Raw genomic sequence first — 16691 nt, forward strand, 5'->3', positions numbered from 1 at the left:
ATTTTCCCTTTATGAAAAGAAATCAAAGAAATCTGGGGATAACAGCGATCAGAAGGTTGTTCTGTCATCGGAGTGACCAGTGTAAACATTCATTAGTTTAATTTATATAGGTTCTGATTATTTACGAAACCCTAATGAATTCAATAGGCTTTGTCCCCGGTTCAAGCAACAAAGGAATGGAGATGGATTGTGCAACTTCTGATGATTCATTCAGGGTGAACGTATAGGTGATCTTCAGACCGAATAACACAAATTCGACGGAGAACGTATCTTTTCCGGTGTATTCCATGGGCATTTCAATGGCGTTAAAGGTTGCCTGCAACCCGTCCGTTGTCTCCTGAATAGACATCTCGCCATAACCAGGATGCGTGTAAATACCCGCATAAGCGGTGTAAGGACGATCACAAGGTGTAATGTGAGGTTCTTCAATTTTTTCCTCAACGGCAGTGTCTGGCTGAATAGGTATTTCCAAAGGATTCTCCGGATTAGCCTCCGTGTCTGCTGATTCTTTCCCCATTAATTTTCTTAATTTGGAACTCCAATTAACGGGCTCCAATCCAAGCAGTCGGTCCATGATATGAAAAGCAACCGTATACGGAATTATACTTCCGTGGGTATTGCTCAGAACCACGATTCCAATCTGCTCCTCTGGCAAAAAGGCAACTTGCGATGCAAAGCCATCAATAGCCCCACCATGATGAATCATGGCATGTCCACGATAAGGCTCAATCATCCAACCCAGACCATATGTACTCACAGGCAGTTCTTGGCTTATGAACGGCGAATCACTGGGCATCTGAGGACTATGCATAATCTTCATCTGTTCCTTAGATATCAATGACGTTCCTTCCCATTGACCTTGATGCAATTGGAATTGAAGCCATGCAATCATATCGACTAGATTGCTGTTAATGGAACCAGCAGGTCCTATGGCATCAATGGCTCGAAAAGGTATTCTCGTATTCTGACCATCCTTCTCCATATAAGGGTAAGCATAGTCAGGCTGAAGTTGCATTTCTTCAACAGAGAACAGACTTGAGTTCATACCCAGCGGATTAAATAGGGTCTTCTGAACCATCTGCTCCCACGAAGTTTCATTGAGCTGTCCAACCAGATAACCTGCCGTCATGTACATTAGGTTCTGATACTGCCATTTGTTTCGGAAATCCTGATTTGGCTCCAGATACTGTAATGTACGAACAAGTTCTTCTCTTGTACGCGGGGAGTTGTACCATACCAACTCATGCCTTGGAAGACCCGAACGATGACACAGCATGTCGCGAGTAGTTATACGTTCTGTTGCGATCGGATCGAACATCTGAAAATCTTTCATATACGACTTCACAGGGGTATCCCAGTCGAGTATCCCCTGATCCACAAGCAGAGCAGCGGTTGCTGCGGTAAAGGCTTTGGTACTTGAACCGATGGCAAACAACGTATTAGGGGTAACTTCAAGTTTGGACTCCAGGTCACGATAACCGTAGCCTTTTTGCCAGACGACTTCATCCTTATGGATCACAGCCACCGCTGTGCCGACACCATTCCATAATTGAAGCTGCTCGTTGATGAATTCATCCAGTCCTTCCAGTGATGTGCGAAGCTTTGTTTTCGTCATACCTTTTCCCTCCCAATATTCAACAAAACGAATAATATCCTACAATTTACTATGCCTTTTCTGGATAAAGTTAACATCCTCCCCGAGACTGATTTTGCGTAGCAATGCCGTATTAACGGACTTCACCGATTGCTTGTCAAACTAGTCCGCATATATCGAACAAGTCCCTCATAACATGTACTAATCAAGTAGGGGTTCTGCTGCAAGCACAATCCTGAAGTGAAAACATGTGCTAAAGGGGATGATGTCATGCGCCGAATATCATGGATGCTTGCCATGGTATTGGTCTTATCGGCCTTACTTGCCGCCTGCGGGAAGAAGGATGCGGCAGCTGTGGTCAAAGATCTGAACGAAGTCGTAGGAGAGATGGAAAGTTACCAGGGGGCAGGCGTGATGACGCTGCATACCGGAGATACGCCGCAGCAGTACAAGGTCGAGGTATGGCATCAGAAGCCTTCCTATTATCGTATTGCGTTAACGAATGCCAAAAAGGATGTAACACAGATTGTACTGCGTAACGATGAAGGTGTATTTGTTTTGACGCCAAGCCAGAACAAAAGCTTCCGGTTTCAGAGCAATTGGCCAGATAACCAAGGACAGGTATACCTCTATGAAACATTGATTCGGAGCATTACGGGAGATACAACCCGTCAGTTTGCGGATGAGAAGGAGAGCTATGTTTTTGATGTAGCTGCCAATTATAATACACATGCACTCGTCAGACAGAAGATCTGGCTGAACAAAAGCGATTATGCACCTAAACAGGTGGAAGTATCCGACTCCAATGCCAATGTTGTGGTCGATGTGAAATTTGACTCCTTCAAATTCGGGACTGAATTTGAGAAAGATGCCTTTGACATGCAACGTAACATGTCAGCAGCTACAGAAGAAGGTGGCAAAACAGGAACGGACTCCGGTGTGACTCCTGCAGAGCAAACCGGGAATGAGGGCGGTAAAGAACCTGCCAATCCTCAGACTGCGCCTGAACCTGACGGAGCTGTTACTGATGGACAGACAGGTGTAGGTGGGGACACAGAGCAGCAAGGTACAGAAGGTGCTGCAACAGGTCAGGAAGGCGAAGAGCCAACCCTTGCAGAACCGGAAGGCTCAGACAGCTTCGGCGTAATTCAGCCGACCTATGCGCCGGAAGGCGTGCAGCTCAAGGATGATCAGATTCTGGAAGAGGCTGGAGACTATTCGGTTATGCTTCGTTATGAAGGAATATATAATTACACCATATTCGAAGCCAGACCGCAGGATCGAGCTGTGTCGCTTGCTCCATCCAGTGTAGTGGATCTTGGATTCACACTGGGGATGATCAGCGGAGATGCATTGAAGACACTGACATGGATGACAGATGGTATAGAATATCGGATCACCAGTGCAGACCTGCCTCAGAACGAAATGGTACGCATTGCAACTTCGATGCAGGAAGAGTCAGGCAAATGATTTTTGAACAAATGAACGAATAGTAGCATAAACATAAGGAATGCTAAGAAGCATCGGAGACCCGTTCTCCGGTGCTTTGCTTTGATGTAAGACAGGTATTCATCTTTCGCCGTTTTTCTTACTCGATACACCCAATAATGCAAAATGCGCTTCTACGCAGAGGGAACCGGGTAAATAATCGATATAAGCAGATTTTGCTGGGGTGGAAAAGTGGAATTTAGCCCTGCCAATCTCGCTTATTGGTCTTCTTCTGTGATCGCATTTGTTCCTCAAACGGCGCACCTTACATCTGTTTTTGAATGCGAAACTTCGGTTCATTTGACAGTCACATGCTGGAGCATTACGATGGAGTCTGACGTGAGCCGGATTAAGATGATTAGAGAAGGTGACTTAACGTGCAAGGACAATATCGGCCGACCCAAGCGGACATCAATTTGGATCATTTGTGTACTAACGTAGAAGCTTTCCGCGAGGCATTGCCTCAGGGCATGAAATTCCTCGCCTGTGTGAAGGCCAATGCCTATGGACATGGAGCGGTGGAGACGGCTAGAGAACTGGAACGAGTGGGTGTGGATTACTTAAGTGTGGCTTTTCTTGACGAAGCTCTGGAACTGCGACAACATGGGATTACGATTCCAATTCTGGTACTGGGTTATACGCCGCCTGAAGGGATCGCTGTTGCATGGCAACATGATGTGACCGTCACACTGTTCAGCAGGGAAGTGCTTGACGCCATTCGACATCTGGATGCGAGCACATTCGCTAACAAACTGAAGGTTCATATTAAAATCGACAGCGGCATGGGCCGATTAGGTCTGTTGCCTGGCGATGAGGCATTGGCTTTCATTCAGGAAGTAGCTTCGCTCAATCAGGTGATGCTGGAAGGCATGTTTACCCATTTTGCCAGAGCAGATGAAGAAGACAAAACCTATACACTGGAGCAGTATAGACGGTTCCAAAGCGTGGTTCATGCGCTCAGGGATCAGGGATGTTCCATCCCGATTATACATACGGCGAACAGCGCCGCTGCCATTGATACACCGGAATTGTCCTATGACATGGTACGTGTGGGAATAAGCCTGTACGGACTGTATCCTTCGGCTGAGGTGAATCATCAGGTGGTGAAGCTGTCCCCGGTATTGACGCTGAAGACAAAAGCGGTTCTGGTCAAAACACTGCCACCCCATTGGGGGATCAGTTACGGAACCCGTTATTTTACGCAAGGGTACGAACGAATAGCGACCCTGCCGCTCGGATATGCAGACGGATTCTCCAGAATGCTGACAGGTAAAGCACAAGTGCTTGTACGCGGCCGCCGCGTCCCTGTCGTCGGTACGATCTGCATGGATCAGTGTATGGTGTCGTTACAATCTTTCGCGGAAGAGGCGGAAGAAATTCAAGTCGGCGAAGAGGTTGTCCTCATCGGTCATCAGTCTGGTGGCGTAATAACCGCAGACGAGGTGGCATCCCAGCTCGGTACGATTGCTTATGAAGTGATCTGCATGATGGCGCACCGCATTCCGCGGGTATATACCCGCGGGGGAGCAGTAGTCGCCAAAATTAATCCACTTTTGACATCCTGACAGGTAAACTGGACGTCATTCCCAATAAACTTTTTTTCAGAACAGAAGGAAAACTGTCGGAGCATCTCGAATTATGTATGACGGTAAGGATTTAATTCCTGAATTGAGATGTTTGGTCTGTACGAATATTGTTCCCCGTGTTTATAATGGAGTACAGCATACTTGATATACTCGGGGCATATATATTCCTTTGTATAAAAGTTCTGGAAAAACGTAATACTGGTTCACAATGGCGAAAGGTTTGTGGGGGTGGAAGAAAGGTGGCCAACTTGCAGAACACCAAGCGGATCATGATCAGTTTACCTGATTATCTTTTGCAGGAAGTGGATGGCATCGTAGCGCTGGAGAATTCCAACCGCAGCGAATTGATTAGGCAGGCTATGAAGCTGTATTTAACGGAGCGTAAGAAACGTTACATCCGTGAAACGATGCAGCGAGGGTACATGGAGATGGCAAAAATTAATCTGACCATGGCATCCGAAGCCTTTCATGCGGAGGAAGATGCGGACAGCACTCTGGACCGCTTAGTTAGCGGGGTGTAGACATTGATCGTAAAACGTGGTGACGTTTTTTTTGCGGATCTTTCTCCCGTTGTCGGTTCCGAGCAAGGTGGAGTCAGGCCGGTTCTGGTGATCCAGAATGATATCGGCAACCGGTTCAGTCCAACTTGTATTGTGGCGGCTATCACCGCCCAAATCCAGAAGGCAAAGCTGCCAACGCATGTTGAAATTGATGCGGCGGCACACGGCTTTGACCGGGACTCGGTTATTTTGCTCGAACAAATACGGACGATTGATAAACAGAGGCTGACTGACAAGATTACCCATCTGGACGAGGAGACCATGAAACTGGTCAACGAAGCCTTACAGATCAGCCTTGGTTTAATCGATTTTTAAGGCAGCAACCAGTGTCTTGTACGCTGCCCTGCCGTCCGTTGGCAATGGATGTTCCTGTAAGGGAACACACTGAATTCAGACTGTAACCAAAAGAGCGTATGACAACCTTCGGGCTGTTATGCGCTCTTTTGATTAAAGCTTGATGAGAGCGTAGAACATTGGCGATCTTTTCGCTATAATGAAACCTGAGAAACCGTTTACCCGAAAGACCTATATATATAGAGGTGGAGGAGACATATGAGCATTTACATCAATCAGGAGAAACTTCAATTTCATTTACAGACCCGCGAGGCCAGTTACGTATTTCAGGTACTGCCTTCAGGATATTTGGTGCATTTGTATTATGGCAAAAAATTACGTGACACCGATCTGAGCTGGTTGCATGTTCGTACAGAACGAGCATCTTTCAGTCCGAACCCGGTACCAGAGGATCGTACAATCTCGTTCGATACGTTGCCAGTAGAATTACCAGTGTATGGCACGAGTGATTTCCGTAATCCTGCAATCCAATTGGAACTTGAGAATGGCTCAACGGTTTCGGAGTTTACGTATACAGGCCATCGATTGGTCAAAGGAAAGATAGCGCTTACTGGATTGCCAGCAACGTATGTTGAATCCGATGACGAAGCAGAGACACTGGTTATTGAGTTGGAAGACCGCGTCGCTGGTATCAAAATCGAGCTTTCTTATACAGCCTTTACGGCATTTAATGCGATTACACGCTCCATGCGTATCGTTAATGAGAGCGCTACCTCAGTGAATGTGGTGCGTGCGCTCAGTTCTTCTGTTGATTTCCCGCATGCTGATTATGAACTGCTGCAATTGTCAGGGGCTTGGACACGTGAACGTGATATCGTTCGCAGACCGCTTGCGTCAGGCCTGCAAGGGATTGAGAGCCGTCGCGGTTCAAGCAGTCACCAACAGAATCCATTCATTGCGCTGATGACACCAGGCACGGATGAAGACCAAGGTGAAGTTTACGGATTCAGTCTCGTTTATAGTGGCAGCTTCACTGCACAGGCTGAAGTGGATCAGTTCCACACCACCCGTGTATCGCTCGGGATCAACCCGTTTGAGTTCAGCTGGAAATTGGAGCCACAGGAAGCGTTCCAGACACCTGAAACGGTTATGGTATACTCGGATGCAGGTCTGGATGGTATGTCTCAGTCTTACCACGAATTGTATCGGGAGCGTCTTGCGCGTGGTAAGTTCCGTAATGCGGAACGTCCGGTTCTGGTCAATAACTGGGAAGCAACCTACTTTGGATTCAATGCAGATAAGATTGAACAGATCGCTCGTGCTGGACAGAAGCTGGGTATTGAGCTGTTTGTCTTGGATGATGGTTGGTTTGGACACCGGGACAGTGACAACTCCTCGCTGGGTGACTGGATTGTAGATAAAAACAAATTGCCACAGGGACTGGATGATCTGGCTAACCGCGTAACAGGTCTGGACATGCAGTTCGGACTGTGGTTTGAGCCTGAGATGATCTCGCCAGACAGTGAGTTATATCGTGCGCATCCGGACTGGTGTCTGCATGTGCCTGATCGTCGCCGGACAGAAGGACGTCAACAATTGGTACTCGATTTCTCTCGTCAGGATGTACGTGATGAGATCGTGCGCATGTTAACAGACGTACTTGGTTCTGCACCAATTACTTATGTGAAATGGGATATGAACCGGAATATGACGGAAGTGGGTTCCGCGTTGCTTCCGGCAGATAGACAGCGTGAGACCGCGCATCGTTACATGTTGGGATTGTATGACGTCATGGAACGAATCACTTCGGCGTTCCCCAATATTCTGTTCGAGAGTTGTTCAGGTGGTGGTGGCCGCTTCGATCCAGGTATGCTGTATTACATGCCACAGACGTGGACAAGTGATAACACGGATGCTATATCCCGTCTGCGGATTCAGTACGGTACCAGTCTTGTGTACCCGGTGAGTTCCATGGGATCGCATATCTCAGCTGTACCAAATCATCAGGTTAACCGGATCACTTCGCTTGAGATTCGGGGACATGTTGCGATGTCGGGCAACTTCGGGTACGAGCTGGACCTGACGAAATTCACTGAGGAAGAGAACGAGATCGTGAAAGCACAGGTAGAGCTGTACAAGGAGATCCGTGGAACAGTTCAATATGGAACATTCCGTCGCTTGCTCAGTCCGTTTGAAGGCAATGAGACAGCGTGGATGTTTATTGCACCGGACGGAAGCGAAGCCGTGGTTTTCTACTTCCGCGTGCTCTCTGAGCCTAATGCGCCACTTCAGCGCCTGAAGCTGAAAGGATTGGACCCTAATGCGGATTACCGTCTGAAAGGCGGATCGGAGACCTTTACCGGCGATGCCTTGATGTATGGCGGTATTTCGGTAGGCAGTGCATCAGGAGACTATCTGAGCGAAATGTTCCGGTTTGAACGCATCTAGATAAGTGAACTACATTTTATTTACACGGATACTACGATGACAGAACAACCTTCCAATCGCTGTTATCCCCAGATTTTTCGATTCCCTTTTCTCAAAGGGAAAATCCGGAGATAGCGTATGCTTCCGATGTAGCTTTCTTTCAGAAAGCTTTTAGACGAGTGTATGCTTTCGAAGTAGCTTTCTGCAGAAAGCTTGTAGCTTCGCTTTTTCAGGTTTTTTCTGTCCTCTCCGTTATCGTGTAAATGAGCAGTTTCACTTATTAGATTGCTATTGTATTTAAAGTTTTGAATAAGGAAAGACCGAGGAGCGTCGTATTGACGTTTTTCGGTCTTTTTTTGACGTATTGGGGAAGGCTGGAGGATGACATCATTCTGTCAGAACTTGTATGCTTGCGGATTGATGGAAATCTGGACGTGATTCTGTGATAATATAGGGTAGAGTGGAAGAAACAAATGCTTCAACTATACTGTAATTACAGCAGCAAAGCTGCCCTGAAATGATTGTAACGAACGATTCAGGAAGGAAAGAGGGATTTATTTTGTCTGAACAGGAAACGGTTCTGGAACCCAATGAAGAAACAATAAAGGCAGAACGCCATGAACGAATCATCAAACAGGTAGCCAAGGAACTGTCACTGTCCTTGAAGCAGGTCCGCACAACGTCGGAGCTTCTGGACGAAGGCAATACGATTCCATTTATCGCCCGCTACCGTAAAGAAATGACTGGAGAGCTGGATGAGAACCAGCTGCGATCGATTGAAGAACGCATTGTTTATCTGCGCAATCTTGAGGATCGCAAATTGGAAGTCATCCGTATTATAGAGGAACAGGGCAAGCTGACCGGAGAGCTGAAGAACTCCATTACCCAAGCTGTGAAGCTTCAGGAAGTGGAAGACTTGTATCGTCCGTTCCGTCAGAAGCGGAAAACGCGTGCCAGCGTGGCTAAGGAAAAAGGTCTTGAACCCCTTGCTGTATGGATCTGGGGTCAACCGAAACAAGGTGATGCACTTCAGGAAGCTGCGAAATATATCAATGCTGAACTGGGTGTAGAAGATGCAGAGTCGGCACTTCAGGGGGCCAAAGACATTCTCGCTGAGAATATCGCAGACGATGCTGCCATTCGTGCATGGATTCGTCGGTACACCTTGGATCACGGGATGTTGACTTCAGAAGCGAAGGATGCTCAAGAGGAGTCCGTGTACGAGAATTATTATGATTACCGCGAACTAGCCAAAAAGATGCCTCCACACCGTATTCTCGCGATTAATCGCGGTGAACGTGAGAGTATTCTCAAAGTCGGCCTGGATGTACAGGCAGAACCGGCCCATCGTCATATGGAAGGACAGATCATTCGTGGTGCTTCTGCCGTGCAGGATATCCTGCGTGATGTGATTGAAGATGCATACAAGCGGCTTATTGCGCCTTCCATCGAGCGTGAAGTTCGTGGAGAACTGACGGAAAAAGGTGAAAATCAAGCCATTTCAGTATTCTCGGCCAATCTGCGTAATCTGTTGCTTCAACCGCCGATTCATGGCAAACGTGTGCTGGGTGTCGATCCGGCCTATCGTACCGGCTGTAAACTGGCTGTAGTAGATGATACCGGCAAGCTGCTGGAAGTGGCTGTGACCTACCCAACGCCACCACACAACAAGAAACGTGAAGCTGCGGAAGTATTCCATCGGATGATCAAGCAATATGATATCGGACTGATCGTCATTGGTAATGGTACCGGATCACGTGAAACGGAGCAGTTTGTTGCCGAGATCATTCAGGAGAACGGTGATGAAAGTCTTGTGTATCTGATTGTTAATGAAGCAGGCGCGAGTGTATATTCTGCGTCCAAGCTGGCCCAGGAAGAGTTCCCGGATCTGGATGTTGCGGAGCGCAGTGCAGCTTCCATTGCACGCCGTGTACAAGACCCGCTTGCGGAGTTGGTTAAGATTGATCCAAAAGCCATTGGCGTGGGTCAATATCAGCATGACGTCTCCCAAAAGATTCTCGAAGAAAGCCTGAAGGCTGTCGTCGAATCCGCAGTTAACCATGTGGGTGTGGACGTGAATACGGCATCACCTTCGTTGCTGTCATATGTTGCCGGAGTTAACGCTACGATTGCCAAAAACATCGTGAAGTACCGTGAAGAAAATGGCCGGTTTACGAACCGTCGTCAGCTTCAGAAGGTGCCACGTCTGGGTGCCAAAACCTATGAGCAGTGCGTAGGATTTATGCGTATTGGTGAGGGTGAGAATCCATTGGATCGTACACCGATTCACCCAGAGTCCTATAAGGTTGTGGATCAGCTGTTCAAGGAGCTTCAGGTTGCACTGGACAAGCTGGGAAGCAAGGAACTGTCGGTATTACTGTCAGAGCAACAGCCAGAGCAATTGGCTGTGAAACTGGACGTAGGTGTGCCTACATTGCGGGACATTCTGGACAGCTTACAGCGTCCGGGTCGTGACCCGCGTGAAGAAATGCCGTTGCCAATCTTCCGTACAGATGTATTGAAAATTGAGGATCTGGTAGAAGGCATGGAGTTGCAAGGTACGGTTCGGAACGTAATTGATTTTGGTGCCTTTGTTGATATTGGAATTAAGAGTGATGGGCTTGTCCATATCTCACAGCTCAGCAACGGGTATGTTAAACATCCGATGGATGTTGTATCTGTCGGGGATAATGTAACGGTCTGGGTTATGAATGTGGATACCAAAAAAGGCCGTGTCGGCCTTACGATGAAAAAGCCTGCTTCTGCGCAACAGTCTTCTTAAATAGTAGGATTGGAGAACAGCCTTCCCTAACCAGGAAGGCTGTTTGTTGTCGACAGGAATAGTCCCGTTGTCCGTTCTAATTCCTCTAGTAAGTACGGTGGGCAATATGTGCATTTTCTTAAAGTACGTGTTCAAAAGGGCATCCTTCGTAATCCAATGCAGACTTTTATGAACAACCTCTTAAAGTTCGTTCTCCGCGCTGCGTGGTGTGCCATTTGCTGGTTTGTTACGATAAAAGAACCAGCATTCGTTCAGCAACTTGATTTGCCGGCTATCCTTTTTGTGAAATGCACGCATCAGTTGATTGCAAAGCCATTGAGGCAAGGGTATCTCCTCCTCTTGCATAATTCATCTGTACGTTAGCATATGTGGCAATAGCCTGGACTGTGCGGGATAAGTGGAGGCCTCCGGCAAATCAATCTTGTTCATCAAAAAAAGCACAAATCCCAATTCAGGAAAATGTGCTTTTTGTTCTCATCATTATAAAATGATACCTGCGGTTGAATTAGAGAGCTTCCATCTCTTCTTCATACCATTGTTCCAATTGGGCCTGAAGAGCCCGGATTTCAGTCAGCAGAGAAATCAAAGGATAATGGCTTTCACGTAGTGCTGCAAAAGATTCTTCAAGCGCATTGATATAATCAAGGCCGCCGATGATAGTAAGATTTTCGTTCAGGAGATCGAGGCTGTCACATTCGGCGATCGCCCAAGGCAGGACAGGGACATCTGCTGCAGTGAGTTTATCAATTTCCTTGTGCAGGCGCAGGTTGAGCGCACTGAGTTGATAGGCGTAATCTGCCGGCATTTCCACGAACTGCAATTGTTGTTCCTGCTGCAGGATGACATAGCGCATTGTAGGCATAACGAGTAATAATCTCCCCTCATACATTCTACTTGACAGTGTAGCCTACGAAACGGTTAAAATTCAAGTATTATGCCGGAAAAACAAATGCTCCGAGGGGGTGCAAGGAGAGATACCGATGGAAAATGAGGAATTGCAACAATGGATTGAACAGGTATCACTGGATCATTTCGGAGTACCGTTCACCCATGAAGCGTTGTTTAACAGTCGCCTGACCACGACGGGTGGGCGTTATATGCTCAAAAGTCACCGGATTGAGATCAATCCGCATCAACTCGAAGCCTATGGGCGAGATGAGGTTGAGAAAATCATCAAACATGAGCTGTGTCACTATCATCTGCATATTCGTGGGCGCGGCTATCAGCATCGTGACCCGGAATTCAAGGCTTTATTGCAGAAGGTAGGTGGCTCGCGTTACTGCCAATCACTTCCTGACGGCAAAGGCAGAAAGCCGTTGCCATATCGTTATAAGCTGGTATGCAAGAGCTGTGGTACGGAATATTTGCGCAAACGGAAAATAGATCCGAAGCGTTATCGCTGTGGTCGTTGCGCGGGAAAACTGGGCCTTCAAAATATCTGATGTGTGTATCATCCAATGTATTAAAGAAAGTGATGGAAGGGATGTTGACTTGGATTATTAATCATGATAAATTAATCTTATTCAAGTTAATTTTCCCTGATAGCTCAGTTGGTAGAGCACTCGACTGTTAATCGAGTTGTCACAGGTTCGAGCCCTGTTCGGGGAGCCATTTCTTGGAGAGATACCCAAGTGGCTATAAGGGGACCCTCTGCTAAGGGGTTAGACTGCGTAAGCGGTGCGAGGGTTCGAATCCCTCTCTCTCCGTTCTGATTGCACAAAAAATCCTCTTCACATTAGACCGGTTAACGGTCAGTGTGAAGGGGATTTTTTGCGTTTATTCATCTTTGCTTATCCCTTGTATACGCTTCTGCTTAAAGTGAAATGCTCAACACCTCGTATAAACCTTTCTTGCCTGCTTCCGTCACTTCGACAGAGCGACTTCCTATTTTTTGACGAATCCAGTCCAGTTCCGCTAACCGATGTCTGAGTTGTTCCCCAAGCATACCTGAGAGATGATGACGGCGTTCGCTCCAATCCAGACATTTGCGAGCGATGGCCCGGCGTGATCCTGGCTGCATCTGAAGTTTAATTCCAAACGAAGTGAACCACTGTATTCCTTTCTCTGTAACTTGATAATCCTTGCTGTGTGCCTCTTCGGGCTCTGAAAGATACCCCTTCTGTAATAAGGCTTCACAGAGCGAGATTCCCAATTTTCCGGCCAGATGACCATAACAGGTCCGTGCATGGCTCAGTTGTTGAAGCTGATCGGATTGTTTGAGAGAGCGGATCTGAACAGGCGGGGCAATACTGGCCATCGTTTCAATCAGATTAGCAATTTCTTTGTTTGCAAGACGGTAGTATCGATGGCGTCCTTGTTGTTCAACTTCAAGTAATCCCCCCTCTACGAGTTTAGCTAGATGGCTGCTTGCCGTCTGGGGAGTGACACTTGCCATATGAGCAAGCTCACCTGCGGGCAACGCACGGCCATCCAGTAAGGATGACAGAAAAATAGCGCGGCTTGGATCAGCGATTAACGACGCAATAACAGTAATATTCGGATATACATTCATACTTCGATCATATCTGAACTATTACTGTATTACAATCCAGTTGTATCGTCCCATATGGGTCAGATTGAGCTTATAAATCATTGAAATGGGAACAGGAGAGGTACAGGATGAAAAAGATAACGAAACAGGACTTTGCTACAGGGCAGTTGTACGAGAGTCCAGCAGTGATTCAACATGAAACGATTAATCCCAGTATTTTATATTATGGTACGCCTGTATTGCTGCTAAGCACATTAAATGAGGATGGGTCAACCAACCTGTCACCATTATCTTCGTCTTGGGCGCTTGGAGACTGTCTGGTTCTCGGTCTAGGTACTCAAGGCAAAGCCTATGAAAATCTGAGTCGACATCCGGAGTGTGTGATTAATTTACCAGATGCGACCATGTGGAGACAGGTTGAGGCATTGGGTCGTTATACGGGAGTTAACCCGGTTCCTGAGGAGAAAAGGCAGATGGGCTATGAATATTGTCATGATAAATTCACTGTAGCTGGACTGACATCCGAATGCTCGGTTCAGGTGGCACCAGATAAAATAGTTGAATGTCCGCTCCAGATTGAAGCGGCAGTACAAAACATTCGTATTCCCGAACATACACCGTTCATGGCGATTGTCGAAGTGAAAGCGTTAAAGGTGCACGCGCACACAAGGCTAATATCTGGACCGAACAAGATTAATCCAGAGGAATGGCATCCGCTGATATATAATTTCAGACATTATTACGGATTGGGAGAGAGACAAGGGGAAAATTTCCGGGCAGAGAATTGACCTGGACGGAAGTTCTTTATTAGTCATGTAAAGATTGGGTAATAGTAAAGATAGACTAATGTAAGCATATACATAATGAAAGAGGTGATGTGCATGGAAGTGGAATATTTGATGCGTGTACTCATAGCTGGAATATGTGGTGTGCTAATCGGATATGAGCGCAAGAATCGAATGAAAGAGGCGGGAATTCGTACTCATTTTGTGGTCGCTGTCGGTGCTGCCCTGATGATGATTGTGTCCAAATACGGATTCCAGGATCAGGCTGGCTGGGACAATCTGTCTCTTGATCCTTCAAGGATCGCTGCACAAGTCGTTAGTGGTGTGGGGTTCATTGGAGCGGGCATGATCTTCACACAGCGTCACACGGTCAGGGGATTGACCACAGCGGCTGGCATATGGGCTACGGCAGGCATGGGACTTGCTGTGGGTTCAGGTCTGTATTGGACGGGTGCAGGCGTGACACTGCTTATTGTCGTGGCACAGATGTTACTGCATAGACCCACACGCTGGCTGGTATCCGCCCGAACAGAGACGTTAACCATCCATCTGCAAAATGAGGGAGAGGCCCTGAAGACTGTTTTGGCACTGCTGGGACAGGAGAAGATCTCGGTCATCGGATTTAAGACTGAACAGCAAACAAGCACAGACTCCGTGGAAGAGACTGTGCTTGAGTTCACGTTACAATTGCCGGGTTCATACCGGGGCGAGCAACTGATTATTTTGTTACAGGACGTGCCTCACGTTCGATCTGCGGAGTTAAAATGAAGCGAACCTGCATGGCTCAACAGGCGACCATGCAGGTTCAGTGCTTAATTCAGTATGGGTTCAATTACTAACCTTCTCCGACAATCGTTTCTGGGCGGGATACCGGTTTACCTTCAAGCAGGCACTCGATGGCATGGGCTACACCGTGCTCCACATTGGTCAGCGTTATGGCTTTGGCTAATGCCTGGATTTCGGGTTCGCCATTACCCATGGCGATGCCGAGTCCTGCCATTTTTAACATGGAGACATCGTTGAAGTTATCGCCGATCGCTACTGTATCTTCCATGGAGATGTTCAGGTGAGCCGCCAGTTTGGTGAGGGCATTACCTTTGGATACGTCCGGGTGCTGCATTTCGAAGTTATGCTCAAAGGATACAACCATAGCGACATCGGATCGGGAAGCGAAGTATTCTCGTCCTGTTTTTACTTTGTCCGGATTCATGGAGAAGGCCATAATGTTATAGATGTAGGCCTCTGCCGGAATTTCGAGATGGCTGTTTACGCGGTGGTAGTCTTTTTTGTCATAGTGTTTCTTGATGGAGCGAATCATGCGTGCAATGTCCTCACCAGGGTTCGAACCAAGAACACGTTCCATCTCGGCGAGCAAGGTCTCATGACTGCTACGCGGGGCATAGATGCCTTGTTGCGTTGAAGCCTCATAATAGACATCATGATCTTCCAGCCACTGCATGACGGAAGCTGCTGTATCACGCTCAAGCGGAAGATGGAATAAACGTTCACCGTCTGCATCATGAATTGTCGCTCCGTTGGAGCCGATAATTGGGGTTTTGATCCCGCCTTCGCGGCTGATGGTCACAACATCGGAATAGACACGTCCTGTAGCAATGGTAACTTTCATACCGGATTGCTGGGCCTTTTGGATGGCTGCGGCGTTCTCCGGGCTAATCTGGCTATCTATATTCAACAAAGTTCCATCTAAATCTGTGGCAAATAATTTCATATATTTACAACTCCTTATCATCTGTTGGTTCAGGAATGAGAATCTCAACCTGTTGTTCGGCTAGAAAAACAAGCCATTCTTTGGTTGGCCATTGATCCGTAATCAATACATCCACCAATGACCAGTCGGCAAAACGATAACCATAACGTCTATCAAACTTGGATTGATCTGCAAGAACAACAACCTTCTTGGCAGCTTTCATCATTTGGTGTTTAATTTTCCCTTCCTCTTCGGAAGCGCTGAAGCCATCCATGGTGATACCGCCAATACCGATAAAGGCTTTATCTACATAATAGTGGGAGAGGGTCTCAATAACAGAGGTACCGTAGACATAACGTTGTTCCTTATCTACTTTGCCTCCGAGCAAACGAATCTGGACAGCAGTGTGATTGGAGAGAAGATCAGCGGAATGAATCGAATTAGTAATGACGGTACAGGATTTGCCGTCTAAGTTCTCGGCACAGGCCTGCACAGTCGTGGAAGAGTCCAGAATAATGATCTCGCCTTGCCTTACAATAGCCGCAGCGAGTTTGCCGATGGCCCTCTTTTCCTCAGATACATCGAGTAAACGGTCTTTGTAGGATCTGAATTCTTGCGGAGGAGGGGGGAGAATCGCGCCGCCACGGGTTCGGATAATTGCATCCTGTTCCTCGAGCTTAATCAGATCCCTGCGTGCAGTATCCCGTGATACATCAAACAAGGCGACAATATCATCGGCTGAGATGCGATTGTGTTTGCGTAGATGTTCAACAATGAGCTGCATTCGTTCTTCTTGAAACAAACATGTCACCTCCGAGTGTATGGATGACCGTACTTATACTGATACTTTAATTATAAGTATTCTTAATGTAATTTGCAATATTATAAGTGAACGTAAGTTTTTATAAGTGTTTTAATGAATAGTTAACATTGTTCCTGCACGGGGATGACACTGGCATGAATGGGGAGATGGCTA

Annotated in this window: 15 protein-coding genes and 2 tRNA genes; 11 read left to right on the plus strand and 6 right to left on the minus strand. The window is 47.1% G+C overall.

Annotated elements, in window-relative coordinates; all coding sequences use genetic code 11:
- Positions 1 to 121: 121 nt before the first annotated feature.
- Positions 122 to 1615 carry a serine hydrolase gene (locus tag NZ043_RS16155; protein ID WP_133386765.1) on the minus strand — a complete coding sequence of 498 codons (1494 nt, stop codon included), beginning with the start codon at positions 1613 to 1615 and terminating at the stop codon, positions 122 to 124.
- Positions 1616 to 1864: 249 nt separating this feature from the next.
- Here NZ043_RS16155 and NZ043_RS16160 point away from each other — a divergent pair, with 249 nt between their 5' ends.
- From NZ043_RS16160 to NZ043_RS16185, 6 genes are all read left to right on the plus strand, one after another.
- Positions 1865 to 3064 carry a DUF4367 domain-containing protein gene (locus tag NZ043_RS16160; RefSeq protein WP_339308877.1) on the plus strand — a complete coding sequence of 400 codons (1200 nt, stop codon included), beginning with the start codon at positions 1865 to 1867 and terminating at the stop codon, positions 3062 to 3064.
- 395 nt (positions 3065 to 3459) lie between these two features.
- Positions 3460 to 4647 carry an alanine racemase gene (gene alr, locus NZ043_RS16165; protein ID WP_133386767.1) on the plus strand — a complete coding sequence of 396 codons (1188 nt, stop codon included), beginning with the start codon at positions 3460 to 3462 and terminating at the stop codon, positions 4645 to 4647.
- A 260-nt stretch (positions 4648 to 4907) separates the two neighbouring features.
- On the plus strand, positions 4908 to 5189 hold the full coding sequence (locus NZ043_RS16170) for a ribbon-helix-helix protein, CopG family (RefSeq protein WP_017690037.1): 282 nt from the start codon (positions 4908 to 4910) through the stop codon (positions 5187 to 5189).
- A gap of 3 nt (positions 5190 to 5192) precedes the next feature.
- Entirely contained in the window at positions 5193 to 5543 is a 351-nt protein-coding gene (locus NZ043_RS16175; RefSeq protein ID WP_024630714.1) for a type II toxin-antitoxin system PemK/MazF family toxin, read from the plus strand.
- A gap of 237 nt (positions 5544 to 5780) precedes the next feature.
- On the plus strand, positions 5781 to 7970 hold the full coding sequence (locus tag NZ043_RS16180; protein ID WP_339308878.1) for an alpha-galactosidase: 2190 nt from the start codon (positions 5781 to 5783) through the stop codon (positions 7968 to 7970).
- A 538-nt stretch (positions 7971 to 8508) separates the two neighbouring features.
- Positions 8509 to 10731: a Tex family protein gene (locus NZ043_RS16185; protein WP_339308880.1), complete on the plus strand. Its 2223-nt coding sequence runs from the start codon at positions 8509 to 8511 to the stop codon at positions 10729 to 10731.
- Between the two features lie 180 nt (positions 10732 to 10911).
- On the opposite strand, the gene cmpA is transcribed toward NZ043_RS16185, so the two are convergent.
- Together cmpA and NZ043_RS16195 are read right to left on the minus strand one after the other, a co-directional pair.
- On the minus strand, positions 10912 to 11055 hold the full coding sequence (cmpA, locus tag NZ043_RS16190) for a cortex morphogenetic protein CmpA (protein WP_017690033.1): 144 nt from the start codon (positions 11053 to 11055) through the stop codon (positions 10912 to 10914).
- A 181-nt stretch (positions 11056 to 11236) separates the two neighbouring features.
- Complete coding sequence (locus tag NZ043_RS16195; protein WP_017690032.1) at positions 11237 to 11593, minus strand: hypothetical protein; 357 nt, start codon at positions 11591 to 11593, stop codon at positions 11237 to 11239.
- Between the two features lie 118 nt (positions 11594 to 11711).
- On the opposite strand from NZ043_RS16195, the gene NZ043_RS16200 reads away from it, so the two are divergent.
- The 3 genes from NZ043_RS16200 to NZ043_RS16210 all read left to right on the plus strand — a co-directional run bounded on the left by NZ043_RS16200 (position 11712) and on the right by NZ043_RS16210 (position 12437).
- Positions 11712 to 12173, plus strand: a complete 462-nt coding sequence (locus NZ043_RS16200) for a SprT family protein (protein ID WP_036669054.1) — start codon at positions 11712 to 11714, stop codon at positions 12171 to 12173.
- Positions 12174 to 12266: 93 nt separating this feature from the next.
- A tRNA-Asn gene (locus NZ043_RS16205) sits at positions 12267 to 12342 on the plus strand.
- Between the two features lie 6 nt (positions 12343 to 12348).
- Positions 12349 to 12437, plus strand: a tRNA-Ser gene (locus NZ043_RS16210).
- A gap of 107 nt (positions 12438 to 12544) precedes the next feature.
- Here NZ043_RS16210 and NZ043_RS16215 read toward each other — a convergent pair.
- A complete protein-coding gene (locus NZ043_RS16215) occupies positions 12545 to 13243 on the minus strand; it encodes a winged helix-turn-helix domain-containing protein (RefSeq protein ID WP_339308882.1) in 699 nt (232 codons plus the stop codon).
- A 107-nt stretch (positions 13244 to 13350) separates the two neighbouring features.
- Between NZ043_RS16215 and NZ043_RS16220 the strand changes: the two genes are divergently transcribed.
- Positions 13351 to 14010: a flavin reductase family protein gene (locus NZ043_RS16220; RefSeq protein ID WP_339308883.1), complete on the plus strand. Its 660-nt coding sequence runs from the start codon at positions 13351 to 13353 to the stop codon at positions 14008 to 14010.
- 93 nt (positions 14011 to 14103) lie between these two features.
- On the plus strand, positions 14104 to 14775 hold the full coding sequence (locus NZ043_RS16225) for an MgtC/SapB family protein (protein WP_017690026.1): 672 nt from the start codon (positions 14104 to 14106) through the stop codon (positions 14773 to 14775).
- A 67-nt stretch (positions 14776 to 14842) separates the two neighbouring features.
- On the opposite strand, the gene NZ043_RS16230 is transcribed toward NZ043_RS16225, so the two are convergent.
- Both NZ043_RS16230 and NZ043_RS16235 read right to left on the minus strand, forming a co-directional pair.
- Complete coding sequence (locus NZ043_RS16230; RefSeq protein WP_339308884.1) at positions 14843 to 15736, minus strand: Cof-type HAD-IIB family hydrolase; 894 nt, start codon at positions 15734 to 15736, stop codon at positions 14843 to 14845.
- A 4-nt stretch (positions 15737 to 15740) separates the two neighbouring features.
- Positions 15741 to 16517, minus strand: a complete 777-nt coding sequence (locus NZ043_RS16235; RefSeq protein WP_076251528.1) for a DeoR/GlpR family DNA-binding transcription regulator — start codon at positions 16515 to 16517, stop codon at positions 15741 to 15743.
- Positions 16518 to 16691: the final 174 nt, after the last annotated feature.

The sequence above is a fragment of the Paenibacillus sp. FSL k6-2145 genome (genome assembly GCF_037976585.1).
In the GTDB taxonomy this organism is placed as follows: domain Bacteria; phylum Bacillota; class Bacilli; order Paenibacillales; family Paenibacillaceae; genus Paenibacillus.

What these genes read in the sequence shown, in the direction of transcription:
- NZ043_RS16155 (WP_133386765.1), bottom strand. Translation starts at nt 1,615, where the DNA reads ATGACGAAAACAAAGCTTCGCACATCACTGGAAGGACTGGATGAATTC.
- NZ043_RS16160 (WP_339308877.1), top strand. Translation starts at nt 1,865, where the DNA reads ATGCGCCGAATATCATGGATGCTTGCCATGGTATTGGTCTTATCGGCC.
- NZ043_RS16180 (WP_339308878.1), top strand. Translation starts at nt 5,781, where the DNA reads ATGAGCATTTACATCAATCAGGAGAAACTTCAATTTCATTTACAGACC.
- NZ043_RS16195 (WP_017690032.1), bottom strand. Translation starts at nt 11,593, where the DNA reads ATGCCTACAATGCGCTATGTCATCCTGCAGCAGGAACAACAATTGCAG.
- NZ043_RS16200 (WP_036669054.1), top strand. Translation starts at nt 11,712, where the DNA reads ATGGAAAATGAGGAATTGCAACAATGGATTGAACAGGTATCACTGGAT.
- NZ043_RS16215 (WP_339308882.1), bottom strand. Translation starts at nt 13,243, where the DNA reads ATGAATGTATATCCGAATATTACTGTTATTGCGTCGTTAATCGCTGAT.
- NZ043_RS16220 (WP_339308883.1), top strand. Translation starts at nt 13,351, where the DNA reads ATGAAAAAGATAACGAAACAGGACTTTGCTACAGGGCAGTTGTACGAG.
- NZ043_RS16225 (WP_017690026.1), top strand. Translation starts at nt 14,104, where the DNA reads ATGGAAGTGGAATATTTGATGCGTGTACTCATAGCTGGAATATGTGGT.
- NZ043_RS16230 (WP_339308884.1), bottom strand. Translation starts at nt 15,736, where the DNA reads ATGAAATTATTTGCCACAGATTTAGATGGAACTTTGTTGAATATAGAT.